The organism is Hoeflea sp. BAL378 (genome assembly GCF_000759435.1).
GTDB lineage: Bacteria > Pseudomonadota > Alphaproteobacteria > Rhizobiales > Rhizobiaceae > Hoeflea.
In genome coordinates this window covers 1-16,402 of record NZ_JRJG01000152.1, presented here as the reverse complement: position 1 = coordinate 16,402, position 16,402 = coordinate 1, and the positions used below count along the sequence as shown (strand labels likewise).

The 16,402-nt window shown below is 67.6% G+C and carries 19 protein-coding genes and 1 pseudogene; 8 read left to right on the top strand and 12 right to left on the bottom strand.

What is annotated here, in order from left to right; all coding sequences use genetic code 11:
* Positions 1-109 precede the first annotated feature (109 nt).
* Positions 110-676, bottom strand: a complete 567-nt coding sequence (gene rplS, locus LL06_RS23515) for a 50S ribosomal protein L19 (protein ID WP_035532772.1) — start codon at positions 674-676, stop codon at positions 110-112.
* 385 nt (positions 677-1,061) lie between these two features.
* Between rplS and LL06_RS23510 the strand changes: the two genes are divergently transcribed.
* Positions 1,062-1,805: a sulfite exporter TauE/SafE family protein gene (locus LL06_RS23510; protein WP_035532771.1), complete on the top strand. Its 744-nt coding sequence runs from the start codon at positions 1,062-1,064 to the stop codon at positions 1,803-1,805.
* Here LL06_RS23510 and trmD read toward each other — a convergent pair.
* The 8 genes and pseudogenes from trmD to LL06_RS23475 form a co-directional block, all read right to left on the bottom strand.
* Positions 1,790-2,506, bottom strand: coding sequence for a tRNA (guanosine(37)-N1)-methyltransferase TrmD (trmD, locus tag LL06_RS23505; RefSeq protein WP_035532769.1), 717 nt, complete (start codon positions 2,504-2,506; stop codon positions 1,790-1,792). The two genes, LL06_RS23510 and trmD, sit on opposite strands and share 16 nt — an antisense overlap.
* A complete protein-coding gene (gene rimM / locus LL06_RS23500) occupies positions 2,503-3,072 on the bottom strand; it encodes a ribosome maturation factor RimM (RefSeq protein WP_035532767.1) in 570 nt (189 codons plus the stop codon). Before rimM ends, trmD begins: the two co-directional genes overlap by 4 nt.
* Before the next feature lie 82 nt (positions 3,073-3,154).
* Positions 3,155-3,583, bottom strand: coding sequence for a 30S ribosomal protein S16 (gene rpsP, locus LL06_RS23495; RefSeq protein WP_035532765.1), 429 nt, complete (start codon positions 3,581-3,583; stop codon positions 3,155-3,157).
* 80 nt (positions 3,584-3,663) lie between these two features.
* Positions 3,664-3,975 carry a chorismate mutase gene (locus tag LL06_RS23490; protein ID WP_152599747.1) on the bottom strand — a complete coding sequence of 104 codons (312 nt, stop codon included), beginning with the start codon at positions 3,973-3,975 and terminating at the stop codon, positions 3,664-3,666.
* 10 nt (positions 3,976-3,985) lie between these two features.
* A complete protein-coding gene (gene ffh / locus LL06_RS23485; protein ID WP_035532763.1) occupies positions 3,986-5,563 on the bottom strand; it encodes a signal recognition particle protein in 1,578 nt (525 codons plus the stop codon).
* A gap of 282 nt (positions 5,564-5,845) precedes the next feature.
* Positions 5,846-5,947: pseudogene (locus LL06_RS27095) on the bottom strand (CopG family transcriptional regulator); the annotation flags it as partial.
* Positions 5,948-5,988: 41 nt separating this feature from the next.
* Positions 5,989-6,282, bottom strand: coding sequence for a type II toxin-antitoxin system RelE/ParE family toxin (locus LL06_RS23480; protein ID WP_035532761.1), 294 nt, complete (start codon positions 6,280-6,282; stop codon positions 5,989-5,991).
* A complete protein-coding gene (locus LL06_RS23475) occupies positions 6,279-6,524 on the bottom strand; it encodes a CopG family ribbon-helix-helix protein (RefSeq protein ID WP_035532759.1) in 246 nt (81 codons plus the stop codon). The genes LL06_RS23480 and LL06_RS23475 overlap by 4 nt, the downstream gene beginning before the upstream one ends.
* Positions 6,525-6,728: 204 nt before the next feature.
* Between LL06_RS23475 and LL06_RS23470 the strand changes: the two genes are divergently transcribed.
* Positions 6,729-7,301, top strand: coding sequence for a GNAT family N-acetyltransferase (locus LL06_RS23470; protein ID WP_244447214.1), 573 nt, complete (start codon positions 6,729-6,731; stop codon positions 7,299-7,301).
* 84 nt (positions 7,302-7,385) lie between these two features.
* On the opposite strand, the gene LL06_RS23465 is transcribed toward LL06_RS23470, so the two are convergent.
* The 3 genes from LL06_RS23465 to LL06_RS23455 form a co-directional block, all read right to left on the bottom strand.
* Entirely contained in the window at positions 7,386-7,715 is a 330-nt protein-coding gene (locus LL06_RS23465) for a type II toxin-antitoxin system HicB family antitoxin (protein ID WP_035532757.1), read from the bottom strand.
* On the bottom strand, positions 7,712-7,918 hold the full coding sequence (locus LL06_RS23460) for a type II toxin-antitoxin system HicA family toxin (RefSeq protein ID WP_244447213.1): 207 nt from the start codon (positions 7,916-7,918) through the stop codon (positions 7,712-7,714). The genes LL06_RS23465 and LL06_RS23460 overlap by 4 nt, the downstream gene beginning before the upstream one ends.
* A gap of 125 nt (positions 7,919-8,043) precedes the next feature.
* A complete protein-coding gene (locus LL06_RS23455; protein ID WP_035532754.1) occupies positions 8,044-9,810 on the bottom strand; it encodes an SLC13 family permease in 1,767 nt (588 codons plus the stop codon).
* A gap of 122 nt (positions 9,811-9,932) precedes the next feature.
* Here LL06_RS23455 and LL06_RS23450 point away from each other — a divergent pair, with 122 nt between their 5' ends.
* From LL06_RS23450 to LL06_RS23425, 6 genes are all read left to right on the top strand, one after another.
* Positions 9,933-10,658 (top strand): hypothetical protein, encoded by a 726-nt coding sequence (locus tag LL06_RS23450; protein WP_152599746.1) that lies wholly within the window; start codon positions 9,933-9,935, stop codon positions 10,656-10,658.
* Between the two features lie 132 nt (positions 10,659-10,790).
* Positions 10,791-11,798, top strand: a complete 1,008-nt coding sequence (locus tag LL06_RS23445) for an MBL fold metallo-hydrolase (RefSeq protein WP_244447212.1) — start codon at positions 10,791-10,793, stop codon at positions 11,796-11,798.
* Between the two features lie 69 nt (positions 11,799-11,867).
* Positions 11,868-12,746 (top strand): diaminopimelate epimerase, encoded by an 879-nt coding sequence (gene dapF, locus LL06_RS23440; protein WP_035532744.1) that lies wholly within the window; start codon positions 11,868-11,870, stop codon positions 12,744-12,746.
* On the top strand, positions 12,743-14,038 hold the full coding sequence (gene mtaB / locus LL06_RS23435) for a tRNA (N(6)-L-threonylcarbamoyladenosine(37)-C(2))-methylthiotransferase MtaB (RefSeq protein ID WP_052161860.1): 1,296 nt from the start codon (positions 12,743-12,745) through the stop codon (positions 14,036-14,038). Before dapF ends, mtaB begins: the two co-directional genes overlap by 4 nt.
* A 41-nt stretch (positions 14,039-14,079) precedes the next feature.
* Positions 14,080-15,681: a signal recognition particle-docking protein FtsY gene (ftsY, locus tag LL06_RS23430; protein WP_035532741.1), complete on the top strand. Its 1,602-nt coding sequence runs from the start codon at positions 14,080-14,082 to the stop codon at positions 15,679-15,681.
* Positions 15,682-15,782: 101 nt separating this feature from the next.
* Positions 15,783-16,394, top strand: a complete 612-nt coding sequence (locus tag LL06_RS23425; RefSeq protein WP_052161862.1) for a septation protein A — start codon at positions 15,783-15,785, stop codon at positions 16,392-16,394.
* Positions 16,395-16,402 lie beyond the last annotated feature (8 nt).

The window sequence follows — 16,402 nt, the reverse complement described above, 5'->3', positions numbered from 1 at the left end:
GGGGAGAAGGGAGGGGGCCGCTTGCTACCTGCCTCCAAACGCAAAAAGCGCCGGTCGCCCGGCGCTTGTGCGGCTGACCCTCAAGGTCAGCGGAGAGGTGTGGAGCGGATTATTCGCTCTTGGGCTCTTCGGCCGGTGCGGCAGCGGCTGCTGCGGCGGCCTCGTCGGCGGCGGCCTTCGCGGCGGCTGCTTCGGCGGCCTCGGCGGCGGCCTTTTCAGCGGCGAGAGCCTGGGCTGCGGCGACCTTCTCGGCCTCGAGGCGGGCCCGTTCCTCGGCAACCGCCTGGCGCTCGGCGTCGTTGAGCTTGCGGGCGCGGGTGCCGGTGTCCTCGACGATACGGGCCGATTTGCCGCGACGGTCGCGCATGTAGTAGAGCTTGGCGCGGCGGACCTTGCCGCGGCGGACCACTTCGACGGCCTCGACGATCGGCGAATACATCGGGAACACGCGTTCCACGCCTTCGCCGTAGGAGATCTTGCGGACGGTGAAGCTCTCGTTGAGGCCTGCGCCCGAGCGGGCGATGCAGACGCCTTCGAAGGCCTGCAGACGGGTCCGCTTGCCTTCCGTCACGCGCACCTGGACGCGCAATGTGTCGCCGGCGGAGAATTCGGGGAATTTGCGGGCGGCTTCGATCTTGGCTACCTGTTCGGCATCCAACTGGGCAATAATGTTCATGGTCCTTGACCTTTCGTTTTTCTCAAACGGTCAGAGCGCTCTCGACTTGCCGTTCTGGTCCGTCCCTTGCGGGGGGCGTCCTCGGGGCTATGCCGGTGAAGGCAGGAGCGGGTTCACCATTCATTGTTTGGCAGGCGCCGTTTCACGGCTCTCGGACATTGCCGAATGGGCGGTGCGATACACCATCGCCGGGGATTTGTCACGCCCGCCGCGGCAAAATTGTTGCCGGCCTTGCGGCGGGCGCCCGGCAATGCTCTAAAACGCGTCCCTGGAGATCCCGCGCGGAGGCAGACGCCGCCGCGAAGGCCGCTCCCGAATTCACGTGGAGAGCGGCCTTGCGCCCCGGCGGGCGCCTCCCCCTCCGATGCCATGCGAGCGGGTGCTTATGTCCATCTTCGATATCGTGCTTCTGTTTTCGGCCGGCTTCCTGTCGAGCGTCGTCAACGCCATCGCCGGCGGCGGCACCTTCCTCACCTTCGGCGCCATGACACTGGTGGGCGTGCCGCCGATCATGGCCAACGCCACCTCCTCGGTGACCCAGTTCCCGGGCTATGTCACCTCGGCGCTGGCCTATCGCAGGGAAATCCGCGAGGCCGGGCGCGAGGTCTGGATCCTGGCCGGGCTCTCCTTCGCCGGCAGCCTCGCCGGCGCGCTGATCCTGGTGTCGATGTCCAATCCCTCGTTCCGCGCGCTGGTGCCGTGGCTGCTCTTGGGCGCCACCCTGATCTTCGCCGCCGGGCCCTATCTGAAGCCCAAGGCACTTCCGCCCGAGCATCCGATGTCCCGCCCCGGGCTCGTCGCCCAGTTCGTCACCTCGATCTATGGCGGCTTCTTCGGCGCCGGCATGGGCATCATGATGCTGGCCGTGCTGGGGCTGACCAAGGGCGGCGACTACCACAAGCTCAATGCGCTCAAGAACGTGACCGCCGTGGTCATCGCCTTCGTCGCCATCCTGGTGTTTTCCTCGGGCGGCGTGGTGGCCTGGCTGCCGGCGCTGATCATGATCCCGGCGGGCGCGCTCGGCGGCCATTTCGGCGTCTGGGCGGCGCGGCGGGTGTCGCAGACGGCGATCCGGGCCGTGGTGGTGGCGGTCGGGCTGACGCTGAGCTGGTATTACTTCGCCGGCTGAGGGCCGCCGGCGGCCTCCGGCCGGTCGAGCAGATCCGGCCGTCTCTGCCGGGTGAGCTCGAGCGACTGCGCCTGCCGCCACGCCTCGATCGCCGCGTGATTGCCGGAAACGAGCACCGGCGGGATCTCGCGCCCCTCGAAGACCTGCGGCCGTGTGTAGTGCGGATGTTCCAGGAGCCCGGTCTCGAAGCTCTCATGGGCGCCCGACTGGGCGTTGCCCATGACGCCGGGCAGAACCCGGATCACCGCGTCGAGCAGGGTGAGCGCCGCGGGCTCGCCGCCCGACAGCACGTAGTCGCCGATCGACACTTCCTCGAGCCTACGCGCCTCGATCACCCGCTGGTCGACGCCCTCGAAGCGGCCGCAGACGATCACCGCGCCGGGCCCGGCGGCGAGGTCCCGCACCCGCGCCTGGGTGAGCGGGCGTCCGCGCGGGCTCATCAGCAGCCGCGGGCGTTCGTCGCCGTCGGGGCTCACGGCATCGATCGCCTCCGCCAGCACGTCGGGCCTGAGCACCATGCCGGCGCCGCCGCCCGCCGGCGTGTCGTCGACCGAGCGGTGCCGGTCATGGGCGTAATCGCGGATATTGACGGCCTCGATCACCGCGTCGCCGCGTTCGAGCGCCCGGCCGGCCAGCGACTGGCCGAGATGGCCCGGAAACATCTCCGGATAGAGGGTGAGCACGGTGGCGCGGAAGCTCATTCGCGCTCCCCGCGATCCTCGCCCTCGCCGTCCTCGTCCGCACTGCCGGTGTCGATGAGGCCGGCGGCGAGCGGATCGACCAGGATGCGGCCGGCCTTGAGATCGACCCTGGGCACGGCGGCCCGCGTGAACGGGATCACCACCGGCTTCATGCCCTCGTCGCGCAGTTCGAGAAGGTCGCCGCCGCCGAAATCGAGCACGCCGGAGATCCGTCCCCAGAACCGGCCGTCGGCGTCCCAGGCCTCCAGCCCCTCGAGATCGGCGTGGAAATACTCGTCCTCCTCGAGTTCCTCGTCGGGCAGCGCGGAGCGGTCGATGAACAGCTCGAGCCCCTTGAGCGCCTCGGCGGCGGTGCGGTCGTTGACTCCGCGGAAGCGCACCACCAGCACGGTCTTGGCGACGCGGTGGTCGAGGATCTCGAAGCGGCGGCCGTCGCCCGCATAGAGCGCGCCGTAATCGGCGAGCGCCATCGGGTCCTCGGTGAACGGCTTGACCCGCACCTCGCCGCGGAGCCCTTGCGCGGCGCCGATGACGCCGACGAGGATGGGGTGGACAGGCTTGCTCATGGACAACTCCGGAGGGCTCTCAACGTGAAACGGGCGGCCTCAGGCCGCCCGCAGTCTAAAAGGCCTGGAAGGCGAAGGGAACTTATTCCGCTGCGTCTTCGGCAGGCGCTTCCGCCGGAGCGGCAGCAGCGGCAGCGGCGTCGGCCTTGGCCTGTTCGGCGGCGGCCGCGGCGTCCTCTTCCTTCTGCTTCTTCTCGGCGACGCGCTCCTGCGCCTTCTTGCCGGGCTTGGCCTTGTTGGGGTTGTTGCGGGCGTCGCGGGTGATCATGCCGGCTTCGGCCATGAAGCGGGCGACGCGGTCGGTCGGCAGCGCGCCGTGGTCGAGCCAGTGCTGGATGCGCTCCTGGTTGAGGCTGACGCGGGTGGCGTCGTCCTTGGCCAGCATCGGGTTCCAGTAGCCCAGCCGCTCGATGAAGCGGCCGTCGCGCGGCGAGCGCACGTCGGCGACGACCAGGTGGTAGTAAGGACGCTTCTTGGAGCCGCCGCGGGCGAGACGAATTTTCAGTGCCATTTTCTTTTCCTTCGAGTGTGCAGTTCTGGGTGACTGTCTGGTTGGTCTTGGTCGGGCGCCGGACGGCGCCAGATGGGTGATTATTTCGAAGCCGCCTGCTTGTGGTGCTGGATGACTTCGCGAATGACGAATTCGAGAAATTTCTCGGCGAAATCCGGATCGAGATCGGCCGAGCGGGCCAGGTTCCTGAGCCGCACGATCTGCTCGGCCTCGCGGGTCGGGTCGGACGGCGGCAGGTCGGCGGAGGCCTTGAGCGCGCCCACCGCCTTGGTGACGCGGAACCGTTCGGCCAGGATATGGATCAGCGCCGCGTCGAAATTGTCGATGGAGCGGCGCAACTCGGCGAGCCTGGCATAGGCGGCGGCGGTGGTGTCGGAAATCTCGGCGCTCATCCTTCGACCCTCACTTCTTCTTCGGCAGGCCGGGAAGGCCGCCGCCAAGGCCGGGGAGCTTCGCGCCGCCCAGCCCCGGCAGGCCGCCGCCCATGCCGGGGAAGGCGCCGGGCATGCCGGCCATGCCCTTGCCGAGACCGGCGGCCTCGGCCTGCTTCTGCAGCGCCTCGAGCTGCTTGGGATCCATCTTCGACAGGTCCGGCATGCCGCCGCCCATCATGCCGCCGCCGAGCCCCATCTTCGAGGCGAGGCCGCCCATGGCCGCCCGCATCATGCCGCCGCCCTTGCCCTTGCCGCCCATGGCCTTCATCATGTCGGCCATCTGCCGGTGCTGCTTCAGGAGCTTGTTGATCGCCGCCGCATCGGTGCCCGAGCCCGCGGCGATGCGCTTCTTGCGCGAATGCTTGAGAACGTCGGGATTGGCGCGCTCGGCCTTGGTCATCGAGCCGATGATGGCGAGCTGGCGGGCAAACGTCTTGTCGTCCATGCCGGCCGCCGACATCTGGTCCTTCATCTTGCCCATGCCGGGCATCATGCCCATGATGCCGCCCATGCCGCCGAGATTCTGCATCTGCCTGAGCTGGTCGGCCATGTCGTTCAGGTCGAACTTGCCGGATTTCATCCGGGCGGCCATGTTTTGCGCCTTCTCGGCGTCGAAATTCTCCGCGGCCTTCTCGACCAGGCTGACGATGTCGCCCATGCCGAGGATGCGGTCGGCGACGCGGCGGGGATGGAACTCCTCGAGCGCGTCCATCTTCTCGCCGGTGCCGATCAGCTTGATCGGCTTGCCGGTGACGGCGCGCATCGAAAGTGCTGCGCCGCCGCGGCCGTCGCCGTCCATGCGGGTGAGCACGAGGCCGGTGATGCCGACGCGCTCGTCGAAGCTGCGCGCCAGGTTGACCGCGTCCTGGCCGGTGAGCGCATCGGCGACGAGCAGGATCTCGTGCGGGTTGGTGCGCTTCTTGATCTCGGCCATCTCGGCCATCAGCGGCTCGTCGATATGGGTGCGGCCGGCGGTGTCGAGGATGACCACGTCATGGCCGCCGAGCCTGGCTGCCTGCACGGCGCGGGCGGCGATGTCGGTGGGCGACTGGCCGGCGATGATCGGCAGCGTGGCGACGCCGGTCTGCACGCCAAGTTGCCGGAGCTGCTCCTGCGCCGCCGGACGGCGCGTGTCGAGCGAGGCCATCAGCACCTTCTTGCGGTCGCGCTTTTCGAGCCGCGAGGCGATCTTGCCGGTGGTGGTGGTCTTGCCCGAGCCCTGCAGGCCGACCATCATGATGACGACGGGGGCGGCGGCATTGAGATCAATCGGCACGCCTTCTTCGCCCAGGAGCGCCACCAGCTCGTCATGGACGAGCTTGACCACCATCTGGCCCGGCTTGATCGACTTGACGATCTCGGCGCCGACCGCCTTCTCGCGCACCCGGTCGGTGAAGCCGCGCACCACTTCGAGCGCCACGTCGGCTTCCAGAAGCGCGCGGCGCACCTCGCGCATGGCTTCCGCGACATCCTTTTCCGACAGCGCGCCGCGGCCGGTGAGGGTGTTGAGGATGGAGCCAAGCCGGTCCTGGAGAGTGTCAAACATCGGGTCGTCCTGTTTTGGCTGGAGAGGTCTCCAACCCATATGGGGCGGGCATCACGCAAAGCCAAACAGCACCCGAGGGCGCATCGCGCTGTCGGGTGGTGACCTCCGGGATCTGGGTGGGATTTTGCGCTTAACCCTTCAGACCGGAACGGTCTGAAGACAGGAATTAAGCGCCAACCAATACTGTCCCGGTCGGCGGCTCGGAGTCATGCTCGTCGCAGATTTGCGCGGGATAAACAGGAAAACCGCGGCGGAGTCAAGTTTGGGCGCCGGATGAGGCCCTCAGCCGGTGATTTCGCGGCGCGCCAGGTCGGCCAGGAACGCCGATCGCGTCAGCCCGCGCTGACGCGCCGTGGCGTCGACTGCGGCAAGCAGCCCGGCGTCCATGGCACTCTTGGCATGGCCGCATCCAAGTCCGGATTCCGCTACAGCGTCTCAGGCCATTGCTGCGCCGTGTGCATCACGGTCAGGATATCGACATGGCTGTCGGTGACGCGGTAGGCGATGATGAAGGAAATATCCGCCAGCACGAACTCGCGCGTGGACTTGATCCTGCCGGGGCGACCCATTGCGGGCCGTTGGCTAAGGGCATCGGCGGCGGCGACGATGCGAGAAATGACGCGGGCGGCAGCTTCCGGGTTCTCCCGTGCGATCCAGGCGCCGATGTGATCAAGGCGTCCGAGCGCGCGGCGCGTCCAGCGGATCGTCCTTGATGTCATGGCCGACGAGCAGGCTGCACATGTCTGGCGATCACCTCCGCGACCTCATCGGAGCTGGCAAACTGGCCGCTCTCGGCTTCTGCCAATCCCGCCTCGATTTCGGCAAGCTGCCATTCTTCGCGGGCGACAAAATCCTCAATCGCCCTGGCCGCCATATAGGCGCGGGATCGGTCCTGCTTTTGAGCGATCTGGTCCAGCCGCTCGGCGGTTTCATCGGACAGGCGGACTGTAAAGGCGGACATGGCGAGGCTATCCTTGGTTCACAGTGAATTTGAGTGAACCAAGGAGAACTGTCAAGGTTCAACCGGGTGCGAGACAGGCCCGGAGTCAGGGCGCTGCAGAGCTGCCGCTTTGTCGTCAGCGCGATTTGCGCAGCTCCCTGGACGAGCAGTCTTGCCTCATGCGGGACGGCCATGATCTTGTTGGCGGTCTGCGGATGCGACATCTTGCAGAACGATCGAAACCAGCCGGAAGACGAGGTGAAAATGCCGATCCTGTCCACGAGGCGATTGACCCTCAGCCCCTGCCGCCCGGAAGACCGGGACGATTTCATCGCGCTGGAGCAGGATCCCGAGGTCATGCGCTTTCTCAATGGCGGGCGCCCCGTCGGCCGCGCGGAATCCGATCCAGATGCGGACTTCCTGATGCCCAGGGGAGACGAGCCGCATGTCTGGACGGCGCGGCACACGGCCGATGGCGGCTTCGTCGGCTGGTTCTGCCTGTGGCCCGACGACGAGGCATCGGCCGAGCTCGGCTATCGCCTGCGCCGGGCGGAATGGGGCAAGGGCCTGGCCTCGGAAGGGGCGTCTGCGCTGATCCGCTGGGGATTCGAAAGCGCCCTGTATGACAGGATCACGGCGACCACCATGGCGGTCAACCTGGCCTCGCGGCGGGTGATGGAGAAGATCGGCCTGCGCCATGCCCGCACGGTGCATGCCGACTACGCCGATCCCATTGCCGGAGCCGAGTTGGGCGAGGTGTGGTATGAGGCGAGGCGTTCGGAGTGGCGGGGCGAGTGATCCCCGGTACGGGAAAATCGGCAGAAGCCGCCGGTGCTGATCGTTCTTGGGACGGCACGGCGCCGAGAGGTTTGGCAGCCCGACTTATCCCAGAGCCTTTGCCAGCGTCGTGGTCACCAGCTTGTTGAGGCTGACGCCTGACCGCTTGGCGGCCAAGGCCAAGGCCTTGTGCAGTGCGGGCTCGGCGCGGACCACGAACTGTCCCGAGTAGGGCTTGTCGGGCTCTTCGCCCCGTTCGGCGCAAAAGGCAAGATAGTCGTTGACTGAATCGGCGAATGCCTTTTTCAGCTCGGTGGCCGAGCGCCCCTGAAAGGTGATCACGTCGCGGGTGTTGATGACCTCGCCGTGGAACATCTCGGCGTCCTCGTCAAACTCGACGAGCGCCTCGTAGCCGTTGTAGTGCATCATGGTCATGGTCGTATCTCCGCTTCGATCAGAAAACGCCGTACGGACTTGACCGCGCCTTTGTCGGCCTCCTTTTGCGGATGAGGGCGGTGAAACACTGCTCTCACTCCGTTCAGCGCCACCCGTACCCGGGACCCCTGGCCTTCGCTGACCTCACCGCCTGCCGCGACGAACAACGCCTCGATATCCCGCCACGGGATGTTGGCGCGCAAGGGCTCCGCAAAAACGGCCTCAAGGGTCCCGTGATGTTTCCCGGATAGGACCATTTAGTATCACTTTTCAGTATCGAAAACAACAATCCTGTTACGAGACTATCACGAATACTCATCAGGGCCCCTCACACCGGCCACACCCACATGATCGCCGGCACCGCCACCAGGATCACGATCACCTCGAGCAGCAGGCCCATGCGCCAGTAGTCGCCGAAGCGGTAGTTGCCGGGGCCCATGATGATGGTGTTGTTCTTGTGGCCGATGGGGGTGAGGAAGGCGCAGGAGGCGGCGACCGCGACCCCCATCAGGAACGGGTCGGGGCTGGCGCCGATGGAAGTGGCGACGCCCACCGCGATGGGGGCGGCGATCAGCGCGGTGGCGACGTTGTTCAGGAAATCCGACAGCGTCATGGTGATGACCATCAGCACCATCAGCACGCCCCAGGCCGGCAGATTTTCGGTCTGGGTGACGATCAGGTTGGCGATGAGCTGGCTGCCGCCGGTGGCCTCGAGCGCGCCCGCCACCGGGATCAGGCAGGCGAGCAGCACGATCACCTTCCACTCGATCAGCGCGTAGAAATCGCCCCCGCCGATGATGCCGAGGCCGAGATAGGCGACGACGCAGAGCCCGAGCGAAATGGCGAGCGAGGTGAGGCCCAGCACCGACAGCGCGATCGCCGCGGCGAAGATGCCGATGGCCATCAGCGCCTTGGTCCGCTGCAGCACCTCGAGCCGGCGGTCCTCGAGCGGCAGCACGCCGAGCCAGCGGCTGGCGGCGGCGATGTTCTCGTCGGGACCGATCAGCAGCAGCAGGTCGCCCGCCTTGATGGTGAGCCGGCCCACCCGCTCGCGGAACCGCGTGCCCTGGCGGGAGACGCCGAGCAGGGTGACGCCGTGGCGCTGGATGAGACGCAGCGCGTTCATGGTGCGGCCGACGACATGGGCCTCCTCGGGCACGATCGCCTCGACGAGGCTCAGCGACTTGCCCATCAGGCTTTCGTGCTCCTCGGTGCCCACCGCGTCGAGTTCGGCCGCCCCCATCAGCGCCTCGATCTGCTTGGGGTCGCCCTCGAGCACGAGGAAATCGCCCTCGCGGATTTCCCGCGTCTGCGACAATCCCGGCAGCCGCTTGCCCTGGCGGGCGAGGCCGAGAATGGCGACGTCGTTCTCCTCGGCCACCGGCTGCAGCTCGGCGATGGTCATGCCGATGGACTTCGAGCCTTCCTTGACCCGGGCCTCGGCGATGTAGAGGCCGGCATCGCCCTCGAGCGAGATCGTGTCGGCGCGGGCGGGAATGAACCGCCAGCCCAAGAGCGAGACATAGGCGATGCCGGCGACCGCCACCACGAGGCCGACCGGGGTGAAGTCGAACATCGAGAACGGCGCGCCCAGCACGTCCTGCCGGTACTGGGCGATGACGATGTTGGGCGGCGTGCCGATGAGCGTTATCATGCCGCCGAGAATGGTGCCGAAGGAGAGCGGCATCAGCGTCAGCGACACCGCCCGCTTGGCCTTGCGCGCCGCATCCATGTCGAGCGACATCAAAAGCGCCAGCGCCGCGACATTGTTGATGATCGCCGAAAGTGCTGCGCCCACCACCGCCATGATCGAGATATGGGTCGACAGCGCCCGGTCGGGACGGGTGACGAAGCGGGCGATCATCTCCACCGCGCCGGAATTCATCAGCCCGCGCGAGACTATCAGCACCAGCGCGATGATCACCACGGCGGGATGGCCGAAGCCGTGAAAGGCCTCCTCGGGGGCGATCAGCCCGGCCATCACCGTGACCAGCAGCGCCACGAAGGCGACGAGGTCGTAGCGGATGCGACCCCAGACGAGCATCGCGAACAGAATGACGAGAATGCCAAACAGCAAGATCTGATCGGTCGACATGGATCGCGTCCTTCCGCGCAGTGAGCCAGCGAATGAGCCATCAACGGTTTCGCGGCCTTGGCGTTGCATGGGTGACCGCGGCGGTCAACCTTTGTCAGTCCGCGCGGGGCCAAAACGGCGGCTTGACCGGCGTCAATGCGAAACGCTTGCTGCGCGCCGATCCTGCCGCCATGAAGGACTGGCGGACCACCCTTGCGCGCAATCGCGATTACCTGCTGCCGGCCGCCGCCGGCTGCGTCTGTGCGGCGCTGCTGTCAATGGTGAGCCGCGGCGAGGAACTGCCGGTGCTGGGGCGCAGTCCGCTTCTGCCGGTCACCCTGGCCGCCGCCCTTTTGGCCGTGCCGCTCGGCATCTTTCTGCGCACGAGGTCAATCGGCGCGGCCGCGCCGGCGCGGGTGACGGTCCGGCGGATCTTCGCGCTCGCGGCGATGGGCGCGGCGCTGGCGCTGCTGCCGATCGCCATCGATCTGGCGTTGCCTTTCCCCCGCGATCTCAACCTTCCGCTGCCGGGCGCGCTGCTGTTCTATCCCGCCATCGCCGTCGTCGCCGAAACCGTGTTCCATCTCGGTCCGCTGGCGCTACTTGCGCTGATGGCGCCGCGCGGCACGCCCGCCGTCCGGCTGATGCTGCCGGTGATTCTGGTCGAGCCGCTGTTCCAGATTCTGTTCATGCCGCTCGATGCGGTTCAGTCATGGCTGGTCGTCGGCAATGTCGGCGCCGTCAGCGTCACCCAGCTCTGGCTGTTCCAAAGATACGGCTTCTCTGCCATGATCGGGCTGAGACTGGCCTTCTATCTGGTCTGGCACATCGCCTGGGGAACCGTGCGGCTGCCCATCCTGTTCGCATAAGCGCGGCCGGGACTGCCTCGTTCCCTTGATCCCCCGTCTCCGGGGCCCATATTCATTCCCATGAAACGCCGATCCTTTCTCGGACTATCCGCACTCGCCGCCGCGATCGGCGCCGGCGCGACAGGGAGCGCCATGGCCTTGGCACGTGCCAGCAACCCGTATCATTCCGGCCCCGTAAGCGATCATTTCGACGGAACCCGGTTCTTCAATCCCGACGGCTCGGCGCCCAAGGGCTTTTCCGACTTGCTCAAATGGCAGCTGGGCGGCGGCAAGCAGGCCTGGCCGGCGACAGCCGCCAGTCCGCATCCGCAGGCCAAGCCCGAGGCCCGGGTGGAGGGCCAGGCGCTGACCATCACCATGGTCGGCCACGCCACGCTGCTGATCCAGACCGCCGGGCTCAACATCCTCACCGACCCGGTCTGGTCGGAGCGCGCGAGCCCGGTGTCCTTCGCCGGGCCGAAGCGGGTGACCGATCCCGGCATCCGTTTCGAGGACCTGCCCGGGATCGATCTCGTGCTGCTGAGCCACAATCACTACGACCATCTCGACCTTGTCACGCTTGAGCGGCTGAGGAAGGCGCATGATCCGCTGGTGATCACGCCGCTCGGCAATGACGCCATCATCGCCCGGGAGGCGCCGGCAATGCGGGTGACGACCGGCGACTGGGGCCAGTCAATCCAGGCGGGCCCGGCGACGATCCATTTCGAGCCCTGCCATCACTGGTCGGCGCGCGGCATGAACGACCGCTCGATGGCGCTGTGGGCGGCCTTCGTGATCGAGACCGAGGGCGGCAAGATCCTGCATATCGGCGACACAGGCTTCGACAAGGGAAGGCCCTACGCCAATGCCCGCGCCCGCCATGGCGGGTTCCGCGCCGCGATCCTGCCGGTCGGCGCCTACGAGCCGCGCTGGTTCATGAAGGACCAGCACCAGAACCCGGCCGAGGCGGTCGAGGGCTTTCTTCTCTCGGGCGCAGAGCATGCGCTGGGCCACCACTGGGGCACGTTCCGGCTCACCAACGAGGGCCGCGACGCACCGCGCGAGGTGCTCGAGGCCGAACTGGCCAGGCAGGGCGTGGCGTCCGAGCGGTTCCGGCCCCTGCAGCCGGGCGAGGTCTGGCGGGCGCCGGACATCGCCTGACCCGCGCCGGCACTGGTAATTGCGCGGCTTTTCCGCCATATAGGCGCGGAAACGAAACGGGTTGAAGTCATGGGATCGATGGTTCCTTTCGCCAAAATGAACGGGCTCGGCAACGACATTGTCGTCATCGACATGCGCGGCCGGACCGATGCCGTGACGCCCGGGGCCGCCATTGCGCTGGCCGCGGGCGAAAAGACCGGCTTCGACCAGATCATGGCGATCCACGACAGCGCCATAAGCGGTGTCGACTACCGCATCGACATTTTGAACCGCGACGGCAGCCGCGCCGAGGCCTGCGGCAACGGCACGCGCTGCGTGGTGCAGGCGCTGGCCGCCGAAACCGGGCGCAAGCGCTTCACCTTCAAGACGCTGGCCGGCATCCTTACCGCCGAGGAGACCGAGGGCGGGCTGATCTCGGTCGACATGGGCCGCCCGGAGTTCCGCTGGGACCGGATCCCGCTCGCCGAGGAGTTCCACGACACCTCGCGCATAGAGCTGCAGATCGGCCCGATCGACGCGCCGGTGCTGCATTCGCCCTCGGTGATGTCGATGGGCAATCCGCATGCGATCTTCTGGGTCGCGGACGATGTCTGGAGCTACGATCTCGAGCGCTTCGGGCCGCTGCTCGAAAACCATCCGATCTTTCCCGAGCGCGCCAATATCTCGATCGCCCGGGTGATCGACGATCATACGCTCGACCTGAGGACCTGGGAGCGCGGCGCCGGGCTGACGCGCGCCTGCGGCTCGGGCGCCTGCGCGGCGGCCGTGTCGGCCGCACGCACCGGCAGGACCGGGCGGACCGTCACCGTCAACGTGCCCGGCGGCCCGCTTCTGATCGACTGGCGCGGCGACGACCACGTGATCATGACCGGACCGGCGGAATGGGAATTCTCGGGCGCCGTCGATCCGCTCAGCGGAGACTGGCAGGCCGAAGAGGTGGTGGCGTGAGCGGCGTCCGCGTGCTCACCTTCGGATGCCGGCTCAACACCTTCGAATCCGAGACGATGCGGACGGCCGCGGAAACCGCCGGCCTCAACAACGCCATCCTGGTCAACACCTGCGCGGTGACCGCCGACGCCGTGCGCCAGGCGCGCCAGACCATCCGCAGGGCGCGGCGCGACCACCCGCATGCCCGCATCGTGGTGTCGGGCTGCGCGGCGCAGACCGAGCCTGAAACCTTCGCCGCGATGGACGAGGTCGACGCGGTGATCGGCAACGACGCCAAGGGCCGGGCCGCGACCTATCGCGCCCTGCCCGACTTCGGCGTGTCGGAGACGGAAAAGATCCGCGTCAACGACATCATGGCGGTGCGCGAGACCGCGCCGCAGATGATCGAGGCGGTGGAGGGCCATGCCCGCGCCTTCGTGCAGGTGCAGAACGGCTGCGACCACCGCTGCACCTTCTGCGTCATTCCCCACGGCCGTGGCAATTCGCGCTCGGTGCCGATGGGCGCGGTGGTGGACCAGATCGCCCGGCTGGTGGACAATGGCTACCAGGAGGCGGTGATCACCGGCGTCGACGCCACCAGCTATGGCGCCGACCTGCCGGGCAGGCCGACGCTGGGCGGGCTCGCGGCGACCATCCTCGCCCAGGTGCCCGGCCTGCGGCGGCTCAGAGTGTCGTCGATCGATTCGATCGGGGTCGACGACCGGCTCATGGAGCTGATCGCCCACGAGCCGCGCTTCATGCCGCATCTGCACCTGTCGCTGCAGCATGGAGACGATCTGATCCTGAAGCGGATGAAGCGCCGTCACGATCGCTCCGACGCGATCCGCTTCTGCGAGACGGTGCGGGGCCTGCGGCCGGGCTTCGCCTTCGGCGCCGACCTGATCGCCGGCTTCCCGACCGAGACCGAGGACATGTTTTCCCGCTCGCTCGACCTGATCGACGAGTGCGGCCTGGCCTTCGTCCATGTGTTTCCCTATTCCGCCCGGGCCGGCACGCCGGCGGCGCTGATGCCGCAGCTCGACCGCGGCCTGGTCAAGGCCCGCGCGGCGCGGCTGCGACAGAAGGCGGCCGAGGCCCAGGACGCGCATCTTGATTCCATGGCGGCGGAACGCGGCACGCACAGCGTGATGGTCGAGTTTTCCGGCCTGGCGCGGACGGAAAATTTCACCCCGGTGGTTGCGCCCGATGCGCCAAGGGGCCAGATGGCTTTGATTAAGGTGACCGGACGTGACAAGGATCGCCTGACCGGCGTACTGGCGGAAACGCCAGCGGCAATTTCCGCCGCACGGTAGGTCCGGACCACCGGCACATTCAGGAAGGACGGCAGGCAGGCATGGCGCTCAACTTCATCAAGAAGGTCTTCTCCTTCGGCAAAGCGAAGGACGCCGCGCCCGAGGCGGAGGCTCCCGCGACCGGGGCGCTGCCCGCCGCGCCGATACATGAGCCCGAACCCGATCTCCCGCCCGCGCCGCCGCTCCCCACGCCGCCTCACGCCACGCCCGTCGCCCGGGACGAGGGATCGCACCCCGAGGACCTCTCCGCCGACCCCTGGCTCGCCCCCGTCCCGGACGCGACGGCCGACACGGAGCAGGCCGAAGCGCCCAGGATCGACGGCGCCCCGCAATTCACCCCCGAGACCGCCATGGACGAGGCGCTGTCGACGCCCTCGCCTTCGGACACGGAGCATGCCGGCGAACCGCCGGTCCCGGCAGACGCCACGCGCGACGATGGAGCCGCTGAGCCTGGGGAACCCGAGACCCGGGACCAGCCGGCCGATGAAGGCCTGGCACCCGAGGATCTGACCGCCGATCCGGTGTTCGAGCCGGAGCCGGAACAAAGCCTGACGCCCGAAGAGACATCCGATCCGGAGCCCGCTCCGGCATCCGAACCCGCACCGGCAGCAGAGCCCGAAGCGACGCCCGCGCCGGCAGCCGAGCCCGGGCCGCGCAGGCTGGTGGTGCGCGACACCGTGTCAGACGCCGAGCCCGCCCAAGCGCCGGCGGCGCCGGAACAGCGCGGCACCTGGTGGAACCGGCTGCGCCAGGGCCTGTCGCGCACCTCCGGCCAGCTCACCGGCCAGATCTCTGGCATCTTCACCAAGCGCAAGCTCGACGCGGAAACGCTTGATGATCTGGAAGATGTGCTGCTGCAGGCCGATCTCGGCAGCGAGACCGCAGAGAAGATCATCAATGCGCTGTCGGCGAGCCGCTACGGCAAGGACATTTCGCCGGCCGACGTGCAGAAGGTGATGGCCGACGAGATCGCCCGGGTGCTTGGCCCCGTGGCGAGGCCGCTGGAACTCGACCTCAGCCACAAGCCGCATGTGATCCTGGTCGTCGGCGTCAACGGCACCGGCAAGACCACCACCATCGGCAAGCTGGCCGCCAAGCTGTCGTCGGGCGGGCTCAAGGTGACGCTCGCCGCCGGCGACACGTTCCGCGCCGCGGCCATCGAGCAGCTCAAGATCTGGGGCGAGCGGACGGGATCGAAAGTGGTGTCGACCAAGCTCGGCGCCGACGCCGCGGGCCTGGCCTACGAGGCCTTCGAGACCGCCCGTGCCGACGGCGCCGACGTGCTGATCATCGACACCGCCGGGCGGCTGCAGAACCGCACCGAGCTGATGGACGAGCTGGCCAAGGTGGTCCGCGTCATCGGCAAGCTCGACCCGGACGCGCCGCACACGGTGCTGCAGACGCTCGACGCCACCACCGGGCAGAATGCGCTGAACCAGGTCGAGATCTTCAAGAACATCGCCGGCGTCAACGGCCTGGTGATGACCAAGCTCGACGGCACCGCGCGCGGCGGCATTCTCGTCGCCATCGCCGCCAGGCATCGGCTGCCGGTCTATTTCATCGGCGTCGGCGAAGGCATAGACGACCTCGAACCCTTTGAAGCGGCCGATTTCGCCGCGGCGATCGCTGGAGAGCCGAAATGAACGACAGCAAGCCGACCCAGGACCCGACGACGGGGCGCGCGCCGCAGGACGACGAGCTGCACATCATCGAACCCGGGCCCAACGAGCCCGGGCGCAAGCGGATGAACCCGCTGCTCAAGATGGTGCTCGAGCTCGGGCCGCTGGTCGTTTTCTTCTTCGCCAATTCGCGCGGCGCCTGGATCGCCGAGCGGGTGCCGTTTCTCTCCGATATCGGCGGCCCGATCTTCGTCGGCACCGCCTGCTTCATGATCGCCACGGCGCTGGCGCTGTCGGTCTCCTGGATCCTGACCCGGACGCTGCCGATCATGCCGCTCCTGTCGGGCGTGATCGTGCTGGTGTTCGGCGCGCTCACCCTGTGGCTGCAGGACGAGACCTTCATCAAGGTCAAGCCCACCATCATCAACACCATGTTCGGCGCGATCCTGCTCGGAGGCCTGCTCTTCAAGAAATCCTTCCTGGGCTATGTTTTCGATTCCGCCTTCCGGCTCGACGTCGAGGGCTGGCGCATCCTCACCTTGCGCTGGGGCCTGTTCTTCCTGGCGATGGCGGTGGTCAACGAGGTGATCTGGCGCAATTTCTCCACCGACTTCTGGATCGCCTTCAAGGTCTGGGGCAACATGCCGCTGTCGATCGTCTTCACGCTGCTGCAACTGCCGCTGATGCAGCGCCACGCGCTGCCGGAAGAGGGCGAAGAGGCGGCGAAGCAGACCTAGCCGCCGGC

Coding starts and splice junctions, on each gene's coding strand:
- dapF (WP_035532744.1), top strand. CDS start 11,868: ATGGGATCGATGGTTCCTTTCGCCAAAATGAACGGGCTCGGCAACGAC.
- LL06_RS23475 (WP_035532759.1), bottom strand. CDS start 6,524: ATGTCCGCCTTTACAGTCCGCCTGTCCGATGAAACCGCCGAGCGGCTG.
- LL06_RS23445 (WP_244447212.1), top strand. CDS start 10,791: ATGGCCTTGGCACGTGCCAGCAACCCGTATCATTCCGGCCCCGTAAGC.
- LL06_RS23425 (WP_052161862.1), top strand. CDS start 15,783: ATGAACCCGCTGCTCAAGATGGTGCTCGAGCTCGGGCCGCTGGTCGTT.
- LL06_RS23455 (WP_035532754.1), bottom strand. CDS start 9,810: ATGTCGACCGATCAGATCTTGCTGTTTGGCATTCTCGTCATTCTGTTC.
- LL06_RS23510 (WP_035532771.1), top strand. CDS start 1,062: ATGTCCATCTTCGATATCGTGCTTCTGTTTTCGGCCGGCTTCCTGTCG.
- rplS (WP_035532772.1), bottom strand. CDS start 676: ATGAACATTATTGCCCAGTTGGATGCCGAACAGGTAGCCAAGATCGAA.
- ffh (WP_035532763.1), bottom strand. CDS start 5,563: ATGTTTGACACTCTCCAGGACCGGCTTGGCTCCATCCTCAACACCCTC.
- rimM (WP_035532767.1), bottom strand. CDS start 3,072: ATGAGCAAGCCTGTCCACCCCATCCTCGTCGGCGTCATCGGCGCCGCG.
- rpsP (WP_035532765.1), bottom strand. CDS start 3,583: ATGGCACTGAAAATTCGTCTCGCCCGCGGCGGCTCCAAGAAGCGTCCT.
- trmD (WP_035532769.1), bottom strand. CDS start 2,506: ATGAGCTTCCGCGCCACCGTGCTCACCCTCTATCCGGAGATGTTTCCG.
- ftsY (WP_035532741.1), top strand. CDS start 14,080: ATGGCGCTCAACTTCATCAAGAAGGTCTTCTCCTTCGGCAAAGCGAAG.
- LL06_RS23490 (WP_152599747.1), bottom strand. CDS start 3,975: ATGAGCGCCGAGATTTCCGACACCACCGCCGCCGCCTATGCCAGGCTC.
- LL06_RS23465 (WP_035532757.1), bottom strand. CDS start 7,715: ATGACCATGATGCACTACAACGGCTACGAGGCGCTCGTCGAGTTTGAC.
- LL06_RS23480 (WP_035532761.1), bottom strand. CDS start 6,282: ATGACATCAAGGACGATCCGCTGGACGCGCCGCGCGCTCGGACGCCTT.